The sequence below is a fragment of the Nocardia sp. IBHARD005 genome, assembly GCF_052814245.1.
In genome coordinates this window covers 1,256,725-1,275,237 of the sequence record NZ_CP199935.1, presented here as the reverse complement: position 1 = coordinate 1,275,237, position 18,513 = coordinate 1,256,725, and the positions used below count along the sequence as shown (strand labels likewise).

The 18,513-nt window shown below is 62.9% G+C and carries 14 protein-coding genes and 3 rRNA genes; 2 read left to right on the top strand and 15 right to left on the bottom strand.

The window, feature by feature from the left end:
• Positions 1–41 precede the first annotated feature (41 nt).
• The gene (locus tag ACTWPB_RS05750) at positions 42–419 is read right to left on the bottom strand and encodes a DUF3817 domain-containing protein (RefSeq protein ID WP_446224655.1); all 378 of its coding nucleotides are present in this window, start codon (positions 417–419) and stop codon (positions 42–44) included.
• Positions 420–516: 97 nt separating this feature from the next.
• Positions 517–1,701 carry an acetyl-CoA C-acetyltransferase gene (locus tag ACTWPB_RS05745; protein WP_446224654.1) on the bottom strand — a complete coding sequence of 395 codons (1,185 nt, stop codon included), beginning with the start codon at positions 1,699–1,701 and terminating at the stop codon, positions 517–519.
• Positions 1,702–1,897: 196 nt separating this feature from the next.
• Here ACTWPB_RS05745 and mce point away from each other — a divergent pair, with 196 nt between their 5' ends.
• Positions 1,898–2,359: a methylmalonyl-CoA epimerase gene (gene mce / locus ACTWPB_RS05740; RefSeq protein WP_446224653.1), complete on the top strand. Its 462-nt coding sequence runs from the start codon at positions 1,898–1,900 to the stop codon at positions 2,357–2,359.
• 86 nt (positions 2,360–2,445) lie between these two features.
• Entirely contained in the window at positions 2,446–3,444 is a 999-nt protein-coding gene (locus ACTWPB_RS05735; RefSeq protein ID WP_378921594.1) for a hypothetical protein, read from the top strand.
• Positions 3,445–3,546: 102 nt separating this feature from the next.
• Here ACTWPB_RS05735 and ACTWPB_RS05730 read toward each other — a convergent pair whose 3' ends face one another.
• The 13 genes from ACTWPB_RS05730 to ACTWPB_RS05670 form a co-directional block, all read right to left on the bottom strand.
• On the bottom strand, positions 3,547–3,837 hold the full coding sequence (locus ACTWPB_RS05730; protein WP_446224652.1) for an ATP/GTP-binding protein: 291 nt from the start codon (positions 3,835–3,837) through the stop codon (positions 3,547–3,549).
• A gap of 11 nt (positions 3,838–3,848) precedes the next feature.
• A complete protein-coding gene (gene nucS, locus ACTWPB_RS05725; protein WP_446224651.1) occupies positions 3,849–4,592 on the bottom strand; it encodes an endonuclease NucS in 744 nt (247 codons plus the stop codon).
• Positions 4,593–4,796: 204 nt separating this feature from the next.
• Positions 4,797–4,913, bottom strand: a 5S ribosomal RNA gene (gene rrf / locus ACTWPB_RS05720).
• Between the two features lie 123 nt (positions 4,914–5,036).
• A 23S ribosomal RNA gene (locus tag ACTWPB_RS05715) occupies positions 5,037–8,168 on the bottom strand.
• A 333-nt stretch (positions 8,169–8,501) separates the two neighbouring features.
• A 16S ribosomal RNA gene (locus ACTWPB_RS05710) occupies positions 8,502–10,018 on the bottom strand.
• Together the 16S, 23S and 5S rRNA genes form the textbook arrangement of a ribosomal RNA operon.
• 437 nt (positions 10,019–10,455) lie before the next feature.
• On the bottom strand, positions 10,456–11,745 hold the full coding sequence (gene murA / locus ACTWPB_RS05705; protein WP_446224650.1) for a UDP-N-acetylglucosamine 1-carboxyvinyltransferase: 1,290 nt from the start codon (positions 11,743–11,745) through the stop codon (positions 10,456–10,458).
• Between the two features lie 91 nt (positions 11,746–11,836).
• Positions 11,837–12,415, bottom strand: coding sequence for a cob(I)yrinic acid a,c-diamide adenosyltransferase (locus ACTWPB_RS05700; protein WP_446224649.1), 579 nt, complete (start codon positions 12,413–12,415; stop codon positions 11,837–11,839).
• A 70-nt stretch (positions 12,416–12,485) separates the two neighbouring features.
• A complete protein-coding gene (locus ACTWPB_RS05695; RefSeq protein ID WP_446224648.1) occupies positions 12,486–12,914 on the bottom strand; it encodes a DUF2550 domain-containing protein in 429 nt (142 codons plus the stop codon).
• A 182-nt stretch (positions 12,915–13,096) separates the two neighbouring features.
• Positions 13,097–13,474: a F0F1 ATP synthase subunit epsilon gene (locus ACTWPB_RS05690; RefSeq protein ID WP_358179681.1), complete on the bottom strand. Its 378-nt coding sequence runs from the start codon at positions 13,472–13,474 to the stop codon at positions 13,097–13,099.
• Positions 13,475–13,480: 6 nt separating this feature from the next.
• Positions 13,481–14,929 (bottom strand): F0F1 ATP synthase subunit beta, encoded by a 1,449-nt coding sequence (atpD, locus tag ACTWPB_RS05685; protein ID WP_446224647.1) that lies wholly within the window; start codon positions 14,927–14,929, stop codon positions 13,481–13,483.
• 25 nt (positions 14,930–14,954) lie between these two features.
• The gene (locus ACTWPB_RS05680; RefSeq protein ID WP_446224646.1) at positions 14,955–15,926 is read right to left on the bottom strand and encodes a F0F1 ATP synthase subunit gamma; all 972 of its coding nucleotides are present in this window, start codon (positions 15,924–15,926) and stop codon (positions 14,955–14,957) included.
• Positions 15,927–15,984: 58 nt separating this feature from the next.
• Positions 15,985–17,625 carry a F0F1 ATP synthase subunit alpha gene (atpA, locus tag ACTWPB_RS05675; protein WP_446224645.1) on the bottom strand — a complete coding sequence of 547 codons (1,641 nt, stop codon included), beginning with the start codon at positions 17,623–17,625 and terminating at the stop codon, positions 15,985–15,987.
• Between the two features lie 67 nt (positions 17,626–17,692).
• A complete protein-coding gene (locus tag ACTWPB_RS05670) occupies positions 17,693–18,505 on the bottom strand; it encodes a F0F1 ATP synthase subunit delta (RefSeq protein WP_446224644.1) in 813 nt (270 codons plus the stop codon).
• Positions 18,506–18,513: the final 8 nt, after the last annotated feature.

The window sequence follows — 18,513 nt, the reverse complement described above, 5'->3', positions numbered from 1 at the left end:
AAGGACGGCGGGCAGCGGGTCGAGTCACGGTTTCCAGTTTGTCACGAAGCCGTCGGGGTGGCAGCCGCGGAGCCCTTGCTCGCGTCGGCGCTCAGCTCGCCCAGCTGACCGGTGCGCACTGCCCAGACCTCGAAGATCACGGTGAACAGCGGCGGAATGCTCGACGCCAGCGCCAGCACCGTGGTCTTCCAGTTCCAGTTCAGTTCACGCGAGGCCAGCAGCGCCGAGAGCACGAACAGCACGAAGATCCCGCCGTGTACCGGGCCGAAGATCTTCACGCCGATCTCGTTGCCCTCCGCGGGCAGGTACTTGAACGCCATACCGGTCAGCAGACCGATCCAGGACAGTGCCTCGAGCACCGCGAAGAACCGGAACCGGCTGGCCGTTGACCGCAAATCGAAGAAACCCATGCCCACCATTGTGCCGCATGATCTACGACAGCACGTAGTTGCACCGGTCACAGCAAAAGCCCTGGTACTCGCGAGGAATACCAGGGCTTTCGTGGTCGTACTCCGATCAGGCGGGCACGCGGATGATCAGCGCGTCGCCCTGACCGCCGCCACCACACAGCGCGGCGGCACCGACGCCACCGCCGCGACGCTTCAGCTCCAGCGCCAGGTGCAGCAGGATGCGCGCGCCCGACATGCCGAGCGGGTGCCCGATGGCGATGGCGCCGCCGTTGACGTTGACCTTCTCCGGGTCGAAGCCGAGCTTGCGGGTCGAGGACACCCCGACGGCCGCGAACGCCTCGTTGATCTCGATCAGGTCCAGCTCGGCGGGCGTGATGCCCTCCTTCGCGCACGCGGCGAGGATGGCGTTGGCCGGCTGGTCCTGCAGGGTCGAATCCGGACCGGCGACCTGGCCCGCGGCGCCGATCTCGGCGATCCACTCCAGACCCAGCTCTTCGGCCTTGGCCTTGCTCATCACGATCACCGCGGCCGCGCCGTCGGAGATCTGCGAGGCGGTCCCCGCGGTGACGGTGCCGTCCTTGCGGAAGGCCGGACGCAGCTTGCCCAGCGACTCGACGGTGGTGTCGGCGCGAATGCCCTCGTCCTCGGTCACGTAGACCGGCTCACCCTTGCGTTGCGGCACGGCAACCGGCACGACCTCGTCTTCGAACAGACCGTTCTTCCACGCGGCGGCAGCGCGCTGGTGCGAGGCCGCGGCCAGCGCGTCCTGCTCCTCGCGGCTCACCTTGTCCAGGTCGTTGCGATCCTCGGTGAGCAGGCCCATGGCCTGGTCGGTGATCACGTCGTGCAGGCCGTCGTAGGCCATGTGGTCGACAAGGGTGGTGTCGCCGTACTTGAAGCCCTCACGGCTCTTGGGCAGCAGGTGCGGGGTCTGGCTCATCGACTCCATGCCACCGGCGACCACGATCTCGTGCTCACCCGCGCGGATCAGCTGATCGGCCAACGCGATCGCGTTGATGCCCGACAGGCAGACCTTGTTGATCAGGATCGACGGCACATCCATCGGGATGCCCGCGGCGACGGTGGCCTGACGCGCGGGCAGCTGCCCCGCGCCGGCCTGCAGTACCTGGCCCAGGATCACGTAGTCGACCTGCTCGGGCGCGACGCCGCCCTTCTCGAGCGCGGCCTTGATCGCGACACCGGCCAGATCCGAGGCCTTGAAGCCCTTCAGACCGCCGAGCAGCCGACCGACCGGGGTACGCGCACCGGACACGATGACAGAAGTGGTCACGAAAGCCTCGCATTCATTGAGTCGAACCTCGCCGGACGCAGGCGGCATCGCCGCACGGGTTCAGGAGTTGACCTCCACGGTAACCGGTATCGACCGGCGCCCGGCACGCAGGTCGGCGTACCTGCGCCTACGGTGCGGCTGTGCGCAACGCGCAGGCCGGCTCCACACTCGCGCGCGCAAGCGCTAGCTTCGTGGGGTGACCAACGAGAAGTTCATCCCCGCCGACTACGTCATCGCCATCGACCACGTGGGCATCGCCGTGCCCGATCTCGACACCGCGGTGGCCTGGTACACCGACAATCTCGGCATGGTCGAGACCCACCGCGAGGTGAACGAGGCCCAGGGCGTCGTCGAGGCCATGCTGTCGTGCCCAGCCGCCGCCGACCGCGCGACCGCCCTGCAGTTGCTGGCCCCGCTCACAGCTGAGTCGACCATCGCCAAGTTCATCGACCGCAGCGGCCCCGGACTGCAGCAACTGGCCTACCGGGTCACCGATATCGAGGCGGTTTCGGACTTCCTGCGCGGGCGCGGCGTGCGTTTGCTGTACGAAGCCCCTCGCCACGGAACCGCGGATTCCCGCATCAATTTCATCCATCCGAAGGATGCTGGCGGTGTGCTGGTCGAGCTCGTGGAGCCGAACCCGGATGTTACGCACTAGTACGCCGGTACTGTCGGTAAATCTCGGCGAGATCACAATCACGGTCGAGTCTCCATAGCCTCGCTCGAGGCTGTATTTTGTGTGCCATGTCGTCACCTGAGTCCGATCGCAATCGCTTCGTTGCACTGCCCTTCACCGTTGTGCGCAAGGGTTATGCGCAAGACGAGGTGCGCAACTACTTCGACCGCTTCGACGCTGAGCTCCGCGTCACCGCCACCGACCGGGACGCTGCCGCCGCGCAGGCCCGCAATCTCGCCAGCCAGCTGGAAGATGCACGTGACGAGATCGACGAGCTCCGCAAGGAGGTCGACCGGCTTTCCGTGCCGCCGACCACCGCCGAAGGCATGTCCGACCGCATCTCGCGCATGCTGCGCCTGGCCTCGGACGAAGCGTCCGAGGTTCGCGCGCTGGCGCAGGCCGAAGCCGCCGAGATGGTGTCGATCGCCGAGCAGCAGGCCACCGAGATGCGTGGCAAGTACGAGTCGCTGCTCGCGGAGACCAAGGAGAAGCGCGAGGCGCTCGAGATCGAGTTCGAGCAGACCCTCGCGAACGCGCGCACCGAGTCCGCCAAGATCATCGAGGCCGCCCAGGCCGATGTGGAACGTCTCGGCAAGGAGGCCGAGGCCAAGCGCAAGGCCACCCAGCAGGACTTCGAGGCCACCATGAACGATCGGCGCACCAAGCTGACCCGTGCCATGGAGGAGCTCGAGGCCACCAGTCGCGCCGAGGCCGCTCAGCGGATCAAGGACGCGACCGATGAGTCGAACCGCCTGATCAGCTCCGCCACCCAGACCTCCGAGCGCAAGATCGCGCACGCGAAGGAACTGGCCGAGGAGATGCGCGTGCTGCGCGGCCGGGTCCTGGCCCAGCTGCTCGGTATCCGTGGTCAGCTCGACTCGGTGCCCGCCATGCTCGCCGCGGTCAACCGCGAGAGCGAGCTGCTCGACGGCACCCCCGAGCGCAAGTCGATCAGCAACGGCAACAGCAACAAGTCGGTGTCGAGCTCGCGCCAGAACAAGGCCATCCCGGAGGTCGCCGACGAGGACATCGTCGACGAGGACCGCGAGAGCGCCGACGTCAACTGATCAGTCTGTCGGACTCGGCACGACATTTACCTGGAAAACCGAAGGCCGCCTCGAATCATCGAGGCGGCCTTCGGTTTTCTTCGTCTGCTGGTCGGTTACGGGTCAGGACCAGCGGCGGGTGATACCGCGGGTGCGCCTGCCGTTCCAGCAACCCTGGTGCCAGTGCCTACGGTCGTCCTCGCCGCCCTCGGCGGCCCAGGCGACGATATGGGCGACACCGACCGCGATCTCGTGGTCGCAGCCGGGACACCGATAGGTCTTCACCGCGCGGGCACCGGGAACCGTTCGCACGATATAGGTTTCATCGCCCGGGCCGTCCTCGGTGCGGCCATAGACGTCGCCGATCGGCGCGGGCCCCGTAGGACGTCCCGTGTGTGGTTTACGTCGCGGCATCCCACTTCCTCCTAGAACAGGCGGAAAACGTTGCTCTTCGTGCCACGCAGCTCGTCGTAATCGAGCGTGAGGCAGCGGATTCCGCGATACTCGGCCAGTGTCTTCGCCTGCGGCTTGATCTGCTGCGCCGCGAATACACCGGACACCGGCGCCAGCAGCGGGTCACGGTTGAGCAGTTCGAGGTAGCGGGTGAGCTGCTCGACGCCGTCGATGTCACCGCGTCGCTTGATCTCCACCGCCACCGTGGCGCCGTCGGCATCGCGGCACAGCAGGTCCACCGGGCCGATCGCGGTCATGTACTCGCGTCGCACCAGGGTGTACCCCTCCCCGAGCTTCGTCACGTGCTCGGCGAGCAGCTCCTGCAGATGCGCTTCGACGCCATCCTTCACCAGGCCGGGGTCGACGCCGAGTTCGTGCGAGGAATCGTGCTCGATCTCCTCGATGGTGATCCGCAATTCCTCGCCGGCCTTGTTGGTCACCACCCACAGCGCCTTCGCGATCACCGGCTCCGGTGTCTGCCCCTCCCGCAGTGGTCTGACACCGTCGGGCAGCTCGGCGAGCATCGCGTCCGGCACGTCCTGTTCCACCAGCCAGCACGGCGGACTCATCCAGTTCAGCGGCTTGTAGGAGCCGCCGTCGGAGTGCACGAGCACCGATCCGTCGGCCTTGATCAGCAACAGCCGACGAGCCATCGGAAGGTGGGCGGTCAGTCGACCGACATAGTCGACCTGGCAACGAGCAATAACGAGGCGCACCCAAGCACTGTAGCTGTCTGTTCCGCCTCTCCGAGACTTCTGCCGGCCGTGGGGCGCGGTAGGGCTTTGTCGGCGGGCCGGCGGCATGATGGTGGAACTGGGCCGGGCGTTCCCGGTGAGTTACCCATGTGCTCACGAAATCAGTTGTTACGGAAACGCAAAAAGGCCCCCAAACCAATGGTTTGGGGGCCTTTCGCAATGATGTTCCGGCAGTGTCCTACTCTCCCACACCCTGTCGAGTGCAGTACCATCGGCGCAGGTGGCCTTAGCTTCCGGGTTCGGAATGGGACCGGGCGTTTCCCCACCGCTATAACTACCGTAACTCTATGAAACAAGACAGCGCGACAATCTCGGAAACACACCCTCCGAAGAGAGCAGAGTTTCCTCATGTCTGCTGCAGTGTCTGTTGTTTCAGAAACCGCACAGTGGACGCGTAACACCTTCGTTAATAAGCCCTCGGCCTATTAGTACCAGTCACCTACACCAGTTACCTGGCTTCCAATTCTGGCCTATCAACCCCATGGTCTGTAGGGGGCCTTAACCCATCAAGTGGGAGAGAAACCTCATCTTGGAACAGGCTTCCCGCTTAGATGCTTTCAGCGGTTATCCCTTCCGAACGTAGCCAACCAGCAGTGCTCCTGGCGGAACAACTGGCACACCAGAGGTTCGTCCGTCCCGGTCCTCTCGTACTAGGGACAGCCTTCCTCAAGTTTCTTACGCGCGCGGCGGATAGAGACCGAACTGTCTCACGACGTTCTAAACCCAGCTCGCGTGCCGCTTTAATGGGCGAACAGCCCAACCCTTGGGACCTACTCCAGCCCCAGGATGCGACGAGCCGACATCGAGGTGCCAAACCATCCCGTCGATATGGACTCTTGGGGAAGATCAGCCTGTTATCCCCGGGGTACCTTTTATCCGTTGAGCGACACCGCTTCCACTTGCCGGTGCCGGATCACTAGTCCCGACTTTCGTCCCTGCTCGACCTGTCAGTCTCACAGTCAAGCTCCCTTGTGCACTTGCACTCAACACCTGATTGCCAACCAGGCTGAGGGAACCTTTGGGCGCCTCCGTTACATTTTGGGAGGCAACCGCCCCAGTTAAACTACCCACCAGGCACTGTCCCTGAACCAGATCATGGTCCGAGGTTAGAAGTCCAATACGATCAGAGTGGTATTTCAACGACGACTCCACCCGAACTAGCGTCCGAGCTTCACAGTCTCCCACCTATCCTACACAAACCGTACCGAACACCAATACCAAGCTATAGTGAAGGTCCCGGGGTCTTTTCGTCCTGCCGCGCGTAACGAGCATCTTTACTCGTAATGCAATTTCGCCGAGTCTGTGGTTGAGACAGCAGAGAAGTCGTTACGCCATTCGTGCAGGTCGGAACTTACCCGACAAGGAATTTCGCTACCTTAGGATGGTTATAGTTACCACCGCCGTTTACCGGGGCTTAAATTCTCAGCTTCGCCCTTACAGGCTAACCGGTCCTCTTAACCTTCCGGCACCGGGCAGGCGTCAGTCCGTATACATCGTCTTACGACTTCGCACGGACCTGTGTTTTTAGTAAACAGTCGCTTCTCTCTGGTCTCTGCGACCCCACCCAGCTCAAGAAGTAAATTCCGTCACCAGATGTGGTCCCCCTTCTCCCGAAGTTACGGGGGCATTTTGCCGAGTTCCTTAACCACAGTTCTCTCGATCGCCTTAGTATTCTCTACCTGACCACCTGTGTCGGTTTGGGGTACGGGCCGTGTACCAGCTCGCTAGAGGCTTTTCTCGGCAGCATAGGATCACTGAATTCCCCTCAACGGGTACGCATCACGTCTCAGGATATGTGTGTGACGGATTTGCCTATCACACTCCCTACACGCTTACACCAGGTATTCCATCACCTGGCCCAGCTACCTTCCTGCGTCACCCCATCGCTTACCTACTACAGCCGGGGCCGTATGCAGCAATCCTCCCTCTCACCCGAAGGCTCGATAAGAAAACATTTGGATACTTAGCACAACTGATTCAGCACTGGGCGCGGATACACGGGTACGGGAATATCAACCCGTTGTCCATCGACTACGCCTGTCGGCCTCGCCTTAGGTCCCGACTCACCCTGGGCGGATTAACCTGGCCCAGGAACCCTTGGTCATTCGGCGGACGAGTTTCTCACTCGTCTTTCGCTACTCATGCCTGCATTCTCACTCCCGTGGCCTCCACAGCTAGTTCACACTGCTGCTTCCACGGCCACAGGACGCTCCCCTACCCATCCACACACCTGGCCCTGCACGAATGCAGGACGGGTTATTGTGTGAATGCCGCGGCTTCGGCGGTGTACTTGAGCCCCGCTACATTGTCGGCGCAGGATCACTTGACCAGTGAGCTATTACGCACTCTTTCAAGGGTGGCTGCTTCTAAGCCAACCTCCTGGTTGTCTAAGCGACCCCACATCCTTTTCCACTTAGTACACGCTTAGGGGCCTTAGCCGGCGATCTGGGCTGTTTCCCTCTCGACTACGAAGCTTATCCCCCGCAGTCTCACTGCCACGCTCTCACACACCGGCATTCGGAGTTTGGCTGACTTCGGTAAGCTTGTAGGCCCCCTAGGCCATCCAGTAGCTCTACCTCCGATGTGAAACACGTGACGCTGCACCTAAATGCATTTCGGGGAGAACCAGCTATCACGGAGTTTGATTGGCCTTTCACCCCTACCCACAGCTCATCCCCTCAGTTTTCAACCTAAGTGGGTTCGGGCCTCCACGACGTCTTACCGTCGCTTCACCCTGGCCATGGGTAGATCACTCCGCTTCGGGTCCATAATGTGCGACTAGAGTTCGCCCTATTCAGACTCGCTTTCGCTACGGCTACCCCTCGACGGGTTAACCTCGCCACACACCGATGACTCGCAGGCTCATTCTTCAAAAGGCACGCCATCACCCCACACAAACAAGTTGCGAAGGCTTTGACGGATTGTAAGCGCACGGTTTCAGGTACTATTTCACTCCCCTCCCGGGGTACTTTTCACCTTTCCCTCACGGTACTAGTCCGCTATCGGTCACCAGGGAGTATTCAGGCTTACCGGGTGGTCCCGGCAGATTCACAGCAGATTTCACGGGCCCGCTGCTACTCGGGAGACATCCACAACAGCCGTTGAGTTTTCATTTACCGGGCTATCACCGTCTATGGCAGGCCGTTCCAGACCACTTCAACTAACACAACGGTTTCTGACTGTTGCTCAACTCGGCAGAGTCGAGAAGAATGTTCCCACTACCCCAGCTAGACAACGACTGCCGTCTATCACATCTAACTGGTTTAGCCTCATCCGCTTTCGCTCGCCACTACTCACGGAATCACTGTTGTTTTCTCTTCCTGTGGGTACTGAGATGTTTCACTTCCCCACGTTCCCTCCACACACCCTATATATTCAGATGCGGGTAACACGACATCACTCGTGCTGGGTTTCCCCATTCGGAAATCCTCGGATCTCAGCTCGGTTGACAGCTCCCCGAGGCTTATCGCAGCCTCCTACGTCCTTCATCGGCTCCTGGTGCCAAGGCATCCACCGTACGCTCTTAAACACTTACTAACAAAGATGCTCGCGTCCACTGTGCAGTTCTCAAACAACACACCCGAAGTGACCTCGTACCCGGACCAACTCGACCTTTACGGCCGGCGGTATCTAGGAAGATCTCTCCAGATCGTTTGTTTTGCCATGAAAAAACACATTCGCGTGTTCTTTCAGGACCCAATAGTGTGTCGGTATACCCATCGCGACCCCGGACTGAGCCGGTGCCGTATGCGATGAAAGCTGTCAGTGTTCCACCCATGAGCTCCAGCCGGACCACGAATGGGTCCGAAACTGTCTCTGCCAACCACTCACCAACCTGTGTTGGGAATGCGCTGGAGAATTGCTCCTTAGAAAGGAGGTGATCCAGCCGCACCTTCCGGTACGGCTACCTTGTTACGACTTCGTCCCAATCGCCGATCCCACCTTCGACGGCTCCCTCCACAAGGGTTAGGCCACCGGCTTCGGGTGTTACCGACTTTCATGACGTGACGGGCGGTGTGTACAAGGCCCGGGAACGTATTCACCGCAGCGTTGCTGATCTGCGATTACTAGCGACTCCAACTTCACGGGGTCGAGTTGCAGACCCCGATCCGAACTGAGACCGGCTTTAAGGGATTCGCTCCACCTCGCGGTATCGCAGCCCTCTGTACCGGCCATTGTAGCATGTGTGAAGCCCTGGACATAAGGGGCATGATGACTTGACGTCGTCCCCACCTTCCTCCGAGTTGACCCCGGCAGTCTCTCACGAGTCCCCGCCATTACGCGCTGGCAACATAAGATAAGGGTTGCGCTCGTTGCGGGACTTAACCCAACATCTCACGACACGAGCTGACGACAGCCATGCACCACCTGTACACCGACCACAAGGGGGCCTACATCTCTGCAGGTTTCCGGTGTATGTCAAACCCAGGTAAGGTTCTTCGCGTTGCATCGAATTAATCCACATGCTCCGCCGCTTGTGCGGGCCCCCGTCAATTTCTTTGAGTTTTAGCCTTGCGGCCGTACTCCCCAGGCGGGGTACTTAATGCGTTAGCTACGGCACGGAGTCCGTGGAAGGAGCCCCACACCTAGTACCCACCGTTTACGGCATGGACTACCAGGGTATCTAATCCTGTTTGCTACCCATGCTTTCGCTTCTCAGCGTCAGTTACTTCCCAGAGACCCGCCTTCGCCACCGGTGTTCCTCCTGATATCTGCGCATTTCACCGCTACACCAGGAATTCCAGTCTCCCCTGAAGCACTCTAGTCCGCCCGTATCGCCTGCAAGCTTAAGGTTGAGCCCCAAGTTTTCACAAACGACGCGACGAACCGCCTACAAGCTCTTTACGCCCAGTAATTCCGGACAACGCTCGGACCCTACGTATTACCGCGGCTGCTGGCACGTAGTTGGCCGGTCCTTATTCTACAGGTACAGTCACTTGCGCTTCGTCCCTGTCAAAAGCGGTTTACAACCCGAAGGCCGTCATCCCGCACGCGGCGTCGCTGCATCAGGCTTTCGCCCATTGTGCAATATTCCCCACTGCTGCCTCCCGTAGGAGTCTGGGCCGTGTCTCAGTCCCAGTGTGGCCGGTCACCCTCTCAGGTCGGCTACCCGTCGTCGCCTTGGTGAGCCGTTACCTCACCAACAAGCTGATAGGCCGCGGGCCCATCTCGCACCGATAAATCTTTCCACCCCGGAACATGCATTCCAAGGTCATATCCGGTATTAGACCCAGTTTCCCAGGCTTATCCCGAAGTGCAAGGCAGATCACCCACGTGTTACTCACCCGTTCGCCGCTCGTGTACCCCGAAGGGCCTTACCGCTCGACTTGCATGTGTTAAGCACGCCGCTAGCGTTCGTCCTGAGCCAGAATCAAACTCTCCGTTGAAGACTCTTAACTCACTCCCGAAGGAGCAAATCAGAAATATCTAAACTAGAGTCCGAAAACCTAGCAAAGCCAAACACCAGCAAAAAATTTCGCTGTTGTTTTTCAATGTCCAACCTCCCACGACCGGGGGGTACATGAAAGATTGGAACCAATATAAAATATTGGCACTGACATTCATCGACACACTATTGAGTTCTCAAAGAACACACGCACACACTTCCGCCCACAACATCTAGTAGGGGTTTCGGTGAGGCAAGGGTTCAAACTTAGCTCAGACAACCGGCCGGAAGCAAATCCGATCCGAGTTCCTCCGAACACATGATCAGTCAGGCGCTCAACGTCCTACCTCGTGTCCCAGCCAGTGGCTGAGTCGGTGTCCGTGTCGCTCTGACTCGAATAAAGTTACGTGCCGACAAACACGAAGTCAAATCGGCTGGTCAGAGGCCCAATTTTGGCGCATCGACTCGTTCGACCTGTCCCCCGAGCGCCTGCATCTGCTCCACGAACCTCGGGTAGCCGCGGTCGATGTGATAGACGTCGTGCACTTCGGTGACACCGTCGGCGACGAGGCCGGCCAGTACCAGGCCCGCACCCGCGCGGATGTCGGAGGACCAGACCGGTGCACTCGACAACCGCGGGATCCCACGGACCACCGCATGGTGACCGTCGGTGCGGGCGTCGGAGCCGAGCCGGATCATCTCCTCCACGAAACGGAACCGCGCCTCGAAGACGTTCTCGGTGATCATCGAGGTGCCGTCGGCGATGGCGGCCAGGCCGATGGCCATCGGCTGCAGATCGGTCGGGAAGCCGGGGAACGGCAGCGTCGCGAAGTTCACCGCGCGCGGACGCTCGGCCTGCACGACCCGGAAGCCGTTGGGCTCGTAGGAGATTCGCGCGCCGGCCGAGCGCAGCTTGTCCAGCACCAGGGCCAGGTGCTTGGGGTTGACGCCGGTGACCCGGACATCGCCGGTGGTCATCGCGGCGGCGATGCCCCAGGTGGCGGCGACGATACGGTCGCCGATCACCCGGTGCGTGGTGGGCGAGAGGCGCTTGACCCCCTGCACGGTGAGCACCGAGGAACCGGCACCCTCGATCCGCGCACCCATCTGGACGAGCATGGTGCACAGGTCGACGATGTCGGGCTCGCGCGCCGCGTTGTCGATGACCGTTTCCCCTTCGGCCAAGACCGCGGCCATCAGGATGTTCTCGGTCGCGCCGACCGACGGGAAGTCGAGGCGGATCCGCGCGCCCTGCAGCTCGTCGGCGCGGGCGACGACGCACCCGTGCTCGATCTCGCTGGTCGCGCCGAGCAGGCGCAGGCCTGCCTGGTGCATATCGAGAGGACGCGATCCGATCGCGTCACCACCGGGTAGCGCCACCACAGCACGTTTGCAGCGCGCCATCAGCGGACCGAGCACACACACCGACGCGCGGAACTGGGTCACCGCGGGGAAATCCGCGTGGTACTTGGGTTCGGCGGGGGTATCGATGGTCACCACCGAGTTGTCACCGCCGACATCGTCGGAGATCGTCACATCGCAGCCGAGGCCGCGCAGCACCTCCGCCATCAGGGGGACATCGAGGATGTCCGGGCAGTTGGTGATGGTGGTCGTGCCCTCGGCCAGCAACGAGGCAGCCATCAGCTTCAGCACGCTGTTCTTCGCGCCGCCGACCGCGACCTCGCCGACGAGTCGATTGCCGCCGGAGACCAGAAACCGTTCGCTCACCACGCCAGCTTATCGACCGTCTCGCGACGACACGCCCCCCTGCCACGAAAGAACAAGAAACCGACCGATTCTTCGCCTCGGAGAGTCGCTTTCAGCGTGGCAGTCCGCCACCGGGCTGCCACAACACGTCGCCGGCGGGGTTGGTGGCCCGGCTGAGGATGAACAGCAGGTCCGAGAGCCGGTTCAGGTATTTCGCGGGCAGCACACTGGTGTCGTCGGGGTGGGAATCGACGGCCGCCCACGCGGATCGCTCGGCGCGGCGCACCACCGTGCGAGCTGTGTGCAACAACGCAGCCAACGGCGTGCCGCCGGGCAGGATGAACGAATTCAGCGGTGCCAGACCGTCGTTGAACTCGTCGCACCACTTCTCGAGCCGGTCGATATAGGGCTGGGTGATGCGCAGCGGCGGGTACTTCGGTTCGGCGACAACCGGGGTGGACAGATCGGCGCCCGCGTCGAACAGATCGTTCTGGATCTGGAGCAGCACCGTGAGCACCGCGGGTTCGGGCGCACCGAGGGCGACGGCGACACCGAGGGCGGCATTGGCTTCGTCGCAGTCGGCGTAGGCGATCAGCCGTGGATCGTTCTTGGCGACGCGGGAGAAGTCGCTGAGACCGGTCGTACCGTCGTCACCCGTGCGGGTGTAGATCCGGGTCAGGTGCACACTCACACTGTGTCCAATCGGCATGATCGGGCGCCCTGCGTGGTGACGCAAGCTGCCGCCTCCGGGCGCTGACCGCTCATGCGGGGCCTCCACGAGTACGGCGGGCGCGATCGGACGGTCGCGACTCCACCCAGGACAGAAAAGCCGCCATCGAACCGCGGTCGAGGGCTAGCTCGAAACTGCTGTGCGGATCGGTGACGGCTACCACCACGATGTCATCGCTCATGATGTCGAATTCGTCGCCCTGTGGCGCTCGGCGCTCGACGATCTCGAGGCCCTGCCGATGCACCGTGGAGTCGGGACCGAATTTCAGGCTGGTCAGTTTGAAGAAGACGAGGCGATCCTCGTCGTAGCGAATGAGCCCGTGCCGCCAGCCTTGGCCGCCGCGCGCGGGCAGTGTGCGTAGTAGCGCGGCCGTGCCCCCGCGGCGCAACATCACCAGGCGATAGGTCGAGGCACCTGCTACGAACACGAGCGTCAGCACCAGAATGATCAGGAGAACCATCCCGGTTTGCAATGCCGTACGCCCTTTCGCTCTTGCCGGTGGCACAAAACCCCCGCTCCTCCATTCAATCACGCCCGCTGGCCAGCGCTTCGGCCGGATCGTTGAATGTGCACAGACAGCACAAACAACTCTGCCGGCGAGGAACCGAAGTTCCTCGCCGGCAGAGCGTTGTTCTACTGCGATCAGTCGGTCACGGTCGCTTCGACCGCACGCACCTGGCCCTGGGCCGCGCGCAGCTCCACTTCGGTGGCGCTCGCGTCGGCCAGCACCTTGCGTGCCGCGTCGACGTCGACCTCGCCCGCGAGTTCCGCGGACTCGGCCAGCACCCGCACGGTGTCGGCGGTGACCGAGAAGAAGCCGCCGTGCACCGCGGCGACGATCCGCTCGCCGTCGGTCGACACGATGGAAACCGTGCCGCCCTCGACGAGCTGACCGAGCAGCGGCTCGTGGCCTGCCATGATGCCGATCTGACCTTCGGTGGTCTGCGCACTGACGAACGAAGCCTGGCCGGACCAGAGCTTGCGTTCGACAGCTACGAGATCAACTGTCATCTCCGCCATAGTGGACTACTTCCCGAGGATCTTCTTCGCGGCTGCCTCGACGTCGTCGAGACCACCGCAGGAGTTGAACGCCTGCTCCGGGTAGTGGTCGAACTCGCCCTTGCAGACACGGTCGAAGTCGTCGATGGTCTGTTCCAGCGGAACGACCGAGCCGACCTGGCCGGTGAACTTCTCGGCGACGATGAAGTTCTGACCGAGGAACTTCTCCAGGCGACGGGCGCGACCGACGAGGACCTTGTCCTCTTCGGAGAGCTCGTCCATGCCGAGGATGGCGATGATGTCCTGCAGTTCCTTGTACTTCTGCAGGATCCGCTTGACCTCGTTGGCGACCCGGAAGTGGCGCTCGCCGACGATCGAAGCCTCGAGGATACGAGAGGTCGAGGTCAGCGGGTCGACGGCCGGGTAGATGCCCTTCTGCGAGATCGGGCGCGAAAGCTCGGTCGTCGCATCCAGGTGGGCGAAGGTGGTCGCCGGCGCCGGGTCGGTGTAGTCGTCGGCGGGGACGTAGATCGCCTGCAGCGAGGTGATCGAGCGACCCTTGGTCGAGGTGATGCGCTCCTGGAGCTGACCCATCTCGTCCGCCAGCGTCGGCTGGTAACCCACGGCCGAAGGCATGCGACCCAGCAGGGTCGAGACCTCGGAACCGGCCTGGGTGAAACGGAAGATGTTGTCGATGAACAGCAGCACGTCCTGGTGCTTGACGTCGCGGAAGTACTCCGCCATCGTCAGCGCAGACAGGGCGACGCGCATACGCGTGCCCGGCGGCTCGTCCATCTGGCCGAAGACGAGGGCGGTGTCCTGCAGGACGCCCATCTCTTCCATTTCCAGGTGGAGGTCGGTGCCCTCACGAGTACGCTCACCGACGCCCGCGAACACCGAGGTGCCCGAGAACTCGCGAGCGATACGGGTGATCATCTCCTGGATCAGCACGGTCTTGCCGACACCGGCACCACCGAACAGACCGATCTTGCCGCCCTTGACGTACGGGGTCAGCAGGTCGATGACCTTGACGCCGGTCTCGAGGATCTCGGTCTTGCCCTCGAGCTGGTCGAAGCTCGGCGGCTGACGGTGGATGCCCCACTGCTCGCCGTCGCGGCCGAGGCCGGGAGTGTCGAGGCAGTCACCGAGGGCGTTGAACACGTGACCCTTGACGACGTCGCCGACGGGCACCGAGATCGGCTTGCCGGTGTCGGTGACGGTCGCGCCACGGACCAGGCCGTCGGTCGGCTGCATCGAGATGGTGCGCACGATGTTGTCGCCGAGGTGCTGAGCGACCTCGAGGGTGAGGGTCTTGGCCACCGAAGGGAGTTCGATGGCGCAGTGCAGAGCGTTGAACAGCTCGGGGATGGCGCCACGCGGGAACTCGACGTCCACGACGGGGCCGATGACACGGACGACGCGTCCAGCGGTTTCGCCCGCCTTCTTCGCGTTGTCCTGAGTGACAGCTGCGGTCATTAGATTGGTTCTCTTCCTGCGCTACTTAGTCGCTGTCCGAGCTCGACGCCAGCGCGTTGACGCCGCCGACGATTTCGCTGATTTCCTGCGTGATCTGGGCCTGACGCACCGAGTTCGCCTCGCGCTGGAGCACATTGGCCAGCTCGTTGGCGTTATCGGTCGCCGCCTTCATTGCGGTGCGCCGAGCCGCGGACTCGGATGCCGCTGCCTCGAGCAACGATGCGTAGATACGCGTGTTGATGTACTTGGGCAGCAAAGCCCCGAGCAGTACATCGGCGTCCGGCTCGAACTCGTACTGTGCCGTGACAACCACGTTCGGCGAGTCCGACATCATGTCGTCGCCGAGCTCGTAGTTCTCGTCGACGTAGCTGACCTGGATCGGCGCCAGACGGCGCACCTCCGGGTTCTGGGTCAGCATCGACACGAACTTGGTGTACACGATGTGCAGCTCGTCGACACCCTCGATGGTTCCGGTGTCGTCGAGCGAGGCGACCTCGCCGTCGGAGCCGGCCATGAAGGCCTCGACCAGGTGCTTGCACGCGGACGACGCATCGGTGTACTTGGGCTGCTGGGAGAAGCCTGCCCACGATGCCTGGAACGGACGGTTGCGGAACTTGTAGTACGTGATGCCCTTACTGCCCATCACGTACAGAACGGGTTCCTTGCCGTCGCCACGCAGCGAGGTCATGAGCTCCTCGGCACGCTTGAGCACGTTCGAGTTGTAGCCACCGCACATACCGCTGTCACTGGTGATCACCAGGACAGCGGCCCGACGAGCGTTGGGACGCTCGGTCAGCAGCGGGTGCGACAGGTTCTTCGAAGCGCTCGCCAGTTCACCGAGGACCTTGGTGATCTCCTCGGCGTACGGCTTGGCAGCCGCAACCCTGGCCTGGGCCTTGGAAATTCGCGAGGTCGCGATCAGTTCCTGAGCCTTGGTGATCTTCTTGATCGAATTCACACCACGAATGCGGGAGCGCAATTCACGCAAACTTGCCACTAGCGGTTCACACTCCCTTCATTCGCCAGATCGGAAATTGCCGACATCATGACCCGGCTTACTTGTCGACGTGCTTGCGAGTGACCGACAGCGACTCGACCTCTTCGTGGTCCAGATCGCCCGCGCCGGCCTCGTTCACGATGCGGCTGCCGTCGGAAGCCAGGAAGCCCTGCTTGAACTTGTCGGTCTCCGACTTGATCGCGTCGGCGGCCTCGCCCGCGAGCGGCTTCTTGCCACCCTCGAGCGCGTCGAACGAGCTCTGGGTCGCACCGTGCAGGTACTCGAGCAGCTCGGCGGTGAAGCGACGCACGTCGGCGACGGGCACCGACTCGTAGTAGCCGGCGTCGACCAGGAAGATCGAGACGACCTGATCCTCGACCGAGACCGGGGAGTACTGGTCCTGCTTGAGCAGCTCGACCCAGCGGGCACCACGCTCGAGCTGCGCCAGCGACGCGGCATCGAGGTCGGAGGCGAAGGCGGAGAACGCCTCCAGCTCGCGGTACTGCGCCATTTCCAGACGCAGCGAACCGGCGACCTTCTTCATGGCCTTGGTCTGCGCGGCGCCACCGACACGGGAGACCGAGGTACCGACGTTGATCGCCGGGCGGACACCCTTGTTGAACAGGTCGGACTCGAGGAAGACCTGGCCGTCGGTGATGGAGATGACGTTGGTCGGGATGAACGCCGAGACGTCGTTGGCCTTGGTCTCGATGATCGGCAGACCGGTCATCGAGCCGCCGCCCATGGCGTCGGACAGCTTCGCGCAACGCTCCAGCAGACGGGAGTGCAGGTAGAAGACGTCACCGGGGTACGCCTCGCGGCCCGGCGGACGACGCAGCAGCAGTGAGATGGCGCGGTACGCCTCGGCCTGCTTGGTCAGGTCGTCGAACACGATGAGGACGTGCTTGCCCTGGTACATCCAGTGCTGGCCGATGGCCGAACCGGTGTACGGAGCCAGCCACTTGAAGCCGGCGGAATCGGAGGCCGGGGCCGCGACGATGGTGGTGTACTCCATCGCGCCGTGCTCCTCGAGCGCGGTCTTGACGCCCGCGATGGTGGAGCCCTTCTGGCCGATCGCGACGTAGATGCAGCGAACCTGCTTGTCGGCGTCGCCGGTCTCCCAGTTCGCCTTCTGGTTCAGGATCGCGTCGATCGCGACGGCGGTCTTGCCCGTCTTGCGGTCGCCGATGATCAGCTGACGCTGGCCGCGGCCGATGGCGGTCAGCGCGTCGATCGCGGTGATACCGGTGGCGAGGGGCTCTTCGACCGGCTGACGCTCCAGCACGGACGCGGCCTGCAGCTCCAGCACGCGGCGCTCGTCGGTCTCGATCTCGCCCAGGCCGTCGATCGGCTGGCCGAGCGGGTTGACGACGCGACCGAGGAACTTGTCACCCACGGGAACGGAGAGCACGTCGCCGGTGCGACGGACCTGCTGGCCCTCTTCCAGCGAGGAGTACTCGCCGAGGATGACGGCACCGATCTCGGTGTCCTCGAGGTTCAGCGCCACGCCGAGGACCCCGCCGGGGAACTCGAGCAGCTCGTTGGCCATCGCCGAAGGCAGACCGCTGACGTGCGCGATGCCGTCGCCGGTGTCGGTCACGAGGCCGACTTCTTCGATGGAGGTTTCCGGGGTGTAGCTCTGGGTGTAGCTCTCGATCGCGCTACGGATCTCGTCGGAGGAGATCGTCAGCTCCGCCATGTTGTTCCTGCTCTCGCTGTGGTCTCGAATGTCGGGGGTCGGAAAATACTGCGAAGAACTGCCCTTTTCAGGACAGCGCCCGGCGCAGCTTCTCCAGTCGGCCGGTGGCGCTGCCGTCGATCACGTCGTCTCCGACGCGGACGACGACGCCGCTCAGCAGCGTCGGGTCGACCTGCACGTGCACGGTGACCGCCTTGCCGTAGATCCGCTGCAGGGAAGCCGAGAGCTTCTCCTTCTGCTGATCGGTCAGCTCGACCGCCGAGTGCGCGTGGGCGACGATCTGGTCACGACGGGCCGCCGCCAGATCGGACAGGGCGTCGAGGGCGACGCCGATGTTGTTGGTCCGCAGGCGGGTGACCGCCTGCTCGGCCAGCGCCAGGGTGACCGGCTCGACCTTGCCGGTGAGCAGCCGCTCGATCAGTTCGCGCCGCGCCGAGGCGGGCTTGCCCTGATCGGAGAGTGCCTGCTCCAGCTGCGCGTTGTCGGCGACGATGCGTCCGAGCCGGAACAGCTCGTCCTCCACCGCGTCCTGCCGGCCACCGACGGCGGCCGACTCCAGCAGAGCTTCCTGCCCGAGCAGCACCAGGGTGTCGACCAGATCGCGGGTGCGTGACCAGTTCTGCGCCACCGCGGTGGTCAGCACTGCCTGCGTGGCAATGCTGACCTTGCCGCCGAAGACCCGCTCACTGAGTTCAGCGCGCGCCGAACCCGGCACCGAGGCGTCCGCGAGCGCCACACGCAGCGAACGCTGGTCGTCCAGCACGGCGACAACGGCGAACAGTTCCGACCCCGTTGTGGCCGCAACAGTTTCGCTTCCGGTCAGAGCGACCCGAAGCGCCTCGCGAGACCGGGTACTGGCCTCGCGGCTCGCTGCGTACATGCTTCTCA